At 40.4% G+C, this 4,413-nt stretch carries 4 protein-coding genes; all 4 read left to right on the top strand.

Annotated elements, in window-relative coordinates:
* The first annotated feature begins 37 nt into the window (after positions 1-37).
* The 4 genes from HT697_RS09800 to HT697_RS09785 all read left to right on the top strand — a co-directional run bounded on the left by HT697_RS09800 (position 38) and on the right by HT697_RS09785 (position 4,281).
* Complete coding sequence (locus HT697_RS09800) at positions 38-727, top strand: gamma-glutamyl-gamma-aminobutyrate hydrolase family protein (protein ID WP_000124770.1); 690 nt, start codon at positions 38-40, stop codon at positions 725-727.
* 168 nt (positions 728-895) lie between these two features.
* Entirely contained in the window at positions 896-2,245 is a 1,350-nt protein-coding gene (locus HT697_RS09795) for a glucose-6-phosphate isomerase (RefSeq protein ID WP_000018268.1), read from the top strand.
* 127 nt (positions 2,246-2,372) lie between these two features.
* The gene (gltX, locus tag HT697_RS09790; RefSeq protein WP_173214525.1) at positions 2,373-3,833 is read left to right on the top strand and encodes a glutamate--tRNA ligase; all 1,461 of its coding nucleotides are present in this window, start codon (positions 2,373-2,375) and stop codon (positions 3,831-3,833) included.
* Between the two features lie 13 nt (positions 3,834-3,846).
* Positions 3,847-4,281: a cytidine deaminase gene (locus HT697_RS09785; RefSeq protein ID WP_173214527.1), complete on the top strand. Its 435-nt coding sequence runs from the start codon at positions 3,847-3,849 to the stop codon at positions 4,279-4,281.
* Positions 4,282-4,413: the final 132 nt, after the last annotated feature.

The raw sequence follows: 4,413 nt of genomic DNA, 5'->3' as shown, positions 1-4,413 counted from the left end.
TTTTCGAAGAGTATTAATATTCGAAAGGAGAGACATCATGGCTAGAACGGTTGTAGGAGTTGCTGCAAATCTATGTCCCGTAGACGCAGAAGGCAAAAACATTCATTCATCTGTATCTTGTAGATTCGCAGAGAGCATTCGTCAAGTCGGTGGTCTCCCTTTAGTCATTCCTGTTGGTGATGAGTCAGTTGTACGCGATTATGTGGAAATGATTGACAAACTCATTTTGACAGGCGGTCAAAATGTCCACCCTCAGTTTTATGGAGAGAAAAAGACCATCGAGAGCGATGATTACAATCTAGTGCGTGATGAATTTGAATTGGCCCTCTTGAAAGAAGCGCTTCGTCAGAATAAACCAATTATGGCAATCTGTCGCGGTGTTCAACTTGTCAATGTTGCCTTTGGTGGAACCCTCAATCAAGAAATCGAAGGTCACTGGCAAGGGCTACCTTTCGGAACATCTCACTCTATTGAGACAGTAGAAGGAAGCGTGGTGGCTAAGCTATTTGGGAAAGAAAGTCAGGTCAACTCCGTCCATCGTCAAAGCATTAAAGATTTGGCACCTAATTTCCGTGTAACTGCTATTGATCCAAGAGACCAAACTATTGAAGCGATTGAGTCTATCGACGAGCACCGCATTATCGGTTTACAGTGGCATCCAGAGTTTCTGGTTAATGAAGAAGATGGCAATTTAGAATTATTTGAGTATTTATTGAATGAACTGTAACGACTGGAACATCTAGTCGTTCTTTCTTTTATTTTTTCAAAATTTTTGGAATGTGGGATTTTACGCAAACGTTTGAATTCTGATAAAAATTGGAGAAATTCGATAAAAAACTTGAAAAAAACGAAGGTAAGCGTTATGATAGAAAAGAAGAAATATTGGAGGAATAACATGTCACATATTAAATTTGATTATTCAAAAGTCTTAGACAAATTTGTTGCACCACATGAAGTGGAATACATGCAATCACAAGTAACAGCAGCAGATGAATTGATCCGTAAAGGAACTGGTGCTGGTAGCGACTTCTTGGGATGGTTGGATCTTCCTGAAAACTACGACCGTGAAGAATTTGACCGTATCTTGAAAGCTGCTGAGCAAATCAAATCAGACAGCGATGTCTTGGTTGTAATCGGTATCGGTGGATCTTACCTTGGTGCCAAAGCAGCAATCGACTTCTTGAACCACCATTTTGCTAACTTGCAAACAAAAGAAGAACGTAAAGCTCCACAAATCCTTTACGCTGGAAACTCAATCTCATCTACTTACCTTGCTGACTTGGTAGAGTATGTTGCAGACAAAGACTTCTCAGTAAACGTGATTTCTAAATCAGGTACAACAACTGAACCAGCTATCGCTTTCCGTGTTTTCAAAGAACTCTTGGTTAAGAAATACGGTCAAGAAGAAGCCAACAAACGTATCTATGCAACAACTGACCGCCAAAAAGGTGCTGTTAAGGTTGAAGCAGATGCTAACGGCTGGGAAACATTTGTTGTTCCAGATGACATCGGTGGACGCTTCTCAGTATTGACAGCAGTTGGTTTGCTTCCAATCGCTGCATCAGGAGCTGACATCAAAGCCCTTATGGAAGGTGCGAATGCAGCTCGCAAAGACTACACTTCAGACAAAATCTCTGAAAACGAAGCTTACCAATACGCAGCAGTTCGTAACATCCTTTACCGTAAAGGCTATGCAACTGAGATCTTGGTAAACTACGAGCCATCACTTCAATACTTCTCAGAATGGTGGAAACAATTGGCTGGTGAATCAGAAGGAAAAGACCAAAAAGGTATCTACCCAACTTCAGCCAACTTCTCAACTGACTTGCACTCACTTGGTCAATTTATCCAAGAAGGAACTCGTATCATGTTTGAAACAGTTGTCCGTGTTGACAAACCTCGTAAAAACGTGATTATCCCTAGCTTGGAAGAAGACCTTGACGGACTTGGTTACCTTCAAGGAAAAGACGTTGACTTTGTAAACAAAAAAGCGACTGATGGTGTTCTTCTTGCCCACACAGATGGTGATGTACCAAACATGTATGTGACTCTTCCAGAGCAAGACGCTTTCACTCTTGGTTACACTATCTACTTCTTCGAATTGGCTATCGCTCTTTCAGGTTACTTGAATGCTATCAACCCATTTGACCAACCAGGTGTTGAAGCTTACAAACGTAACATGTTTGCCCTTCTTGGAAAACCAGGATTTGAAGAATTGAGCAAAGAACTTAACGCACGTCTATAATAGAAGAAAAGAGTGGCTTGCCCACTCTTTTTACTCTCTTTATCCATAGAAATTGGACTCAGCCAAGACTTGTGATATAATATAGAGAGCAAAAAGGCAGACGCCTAGAGACTTTATAGGAGAAACTATGTCAAAAGATATCCGCGTACGTTACGCACCAAGTCCAACAGGACTACTACACATCGGAAATGCTCGTACAGCATTGTTCAACTATCTTTACGCCCGTCATCATGGTGGAACTTTTATTATCCGTATCGAAGATACTGACCGTAAACGTCATGTCGAAGATGGTGAACGTTCACAGCTTGAAAACCTTCGTTGGTTGGGCATGGATTGGGATGAAAGTCCAGAAACACATGAAAACTACCGTCAGTCTGAGCGTTTGGACTTGTATCAAAAATACATTGACCAACTATTAGCTGAAGGAAAAGCTTACAAATCTTATGTTACAGAAGAAGAATTAGCGGCTGAACGCGAACGCCAAGAAGCAGCTGGTGAAACACCTCGCTACGTAAATGAATACCTTGGCATGAGTGAAGAGGAAAAAGCGACTTACATCTCAGAACGTGAAGCAGCAGGAATCATCCCAACGGTTCGTTTGGCTGTCAATGAGTCAGGTATCTACAAGTGGCATGATATGGTTAAAGGCGATATTGAATTTGAAGGTGGCAATATTGGTGGTGACTGGGTTATCCAAAAGAAAGACGGTTACCCAACTTACAACTTTGCCGTTGTCATCGATGACCATGATATGCAAATCTCCCATGTTATCCGTGGAGACGACCACATTGCCAACACACCAAAACAGCTCATGGTTTATGAAGCCCTTGGTTGGGAAGCTCCAGAGTTCGGTCACATGACCTTGATTATCAATTCTGAAACTGGTAAGAAGTTATCTAAACGTGATACTAATACTCTTCAGTTTATCGAAGACTACCGTAAAAAAGGTTATTTACCAGAAGCAGTTTTTAACTTTATTGCTCTTCTTGGTTGGAACCCAGGTGGAGAAGATGAGATTTTCTCTCGTGAGGAACTCATTAAACTTTTCGATGAAAACCGCCTCAGCAAGTCTCCAGCAGCCTTTGACCAGAAAAAACTAGACTGGATGAGCAATGATTATATCAAGAATGCAGACCTAGAAACTATCTTTGAAATGGCAAAACCATTCCTAGAAGAAGCAGGTCGATTGACTGACAAGGCTGAAAAATTAGTTGAGCTCTATAAACCACAAATGAAATCAGTTGATGAAATTATTCCATTGACAGATCTCTTCTTCTCAGATTTCCCAGAATTGACAGAAGCAGAGTGCGAAGTCATGGCGGGGGAAACAGTCCCAACAGTTCTTGAAGCCTTCAAAGCAAAACTTGAAGCGATGACAGACGATGAATTTGTGACAGAAAATATCTTCCCACAAATTAAAGCAGTCCAAAAAGAAACAGGTATTAAAGGGAAAAATCTTTTCATGCCAATTCGTATCGCAGTTTCAGGTGAAATGCATGGACCAGAATTACCAGATACAATTTTCTTGCTTGGACGTGAAAAATCAATTCAGCATATCGAAAATATGCTAAAAGAAATCTCTAAATAAGAAGGATGCAACAATGGACATCTGGGAAAAGATGTACGAAGAAGCACAGACACTATACAATCCACATGACGTATCAGACTTTGTTTATGCTAATCATGTTGTAGCTGCAGTAGAAGCAGAAGATGGACAAGTATTTACAGGATTCTGTATGGAGGGAACCTGTGGTGTTTTCCATCTCTGTGCAGAGCGGGCGGCTCTCTTCAATATGTACCAATTTTCAGGACAAACTAAGGTTAAAAAAGTATTAGCTTTTCGAGATAAACCACCTTATGGTGGAAGTTCAGCCATGGCTTGCGGTGCTTGTAGAGAATTCCTCTTGGAGTTGAACGCTGAAAATAAAGATGCAGAATTCATGATGGACTATGGTACAAGAAAGACGGTGAAAGTAGCAGAACTAATCCCTTATTGGTGGGGAGAAGAACGTGCTTCTAAGTTTAATAATCAATAGAAGAGTCAGTATAATTCTGGCTCTTTTTACTATTAATTTGAAAAACGGTACTTGAAAAGAATTGAAAAAAATAAAAAAAAGTTTAAAAAAGGTGTTGACAAAGTTTAAAAAGACTGTATAATAGTAAGAGTT

The sequence above is a fragment of the Streptococcus sp. 1621 genome, assembly GCF_013276615.1.
In the GTDB taxonomy this organism is placed as follows: domain Bacteria; phylum Bacillota; class Bacilli; order Lactobacillales; family Streptococcaceae; genus Streptococcus.
This window is presented reverse-complemented; position numbering and strand designations above follow the sequence as displayed.

Excerpts from the sequence above, each read along its gene's own strand:
- HT697_RS09800 (WP_000124770.1), top strand. The coding sequence starts at position 38 with ATGGCTAGAACGGTTGTAGGAGTTGCTGCAAATCTATGTCCCGTAGAC.
- HT697_RS09795 (WP_000018268.1), top strand. The coding sequence starts at position 896 with ATGTCACATATTAAATTTGATTATTCAAAAGTCTTAGACAAATTTGTT.
- gltX (WP_173214525.1), top strand. The coding sequence starts at position 2,373 with ATGTCAAAAGATATCCGCGTACGTTACGCACCAAGTCCAACAGGACTA.
- HT697_RS09785 (WP_173214527.1), top strand. The coding sequence starts at position 3,847 with ATGGACATCTGGGAAAAGATGTACGAAGAAGCACAGACACTATACAAT.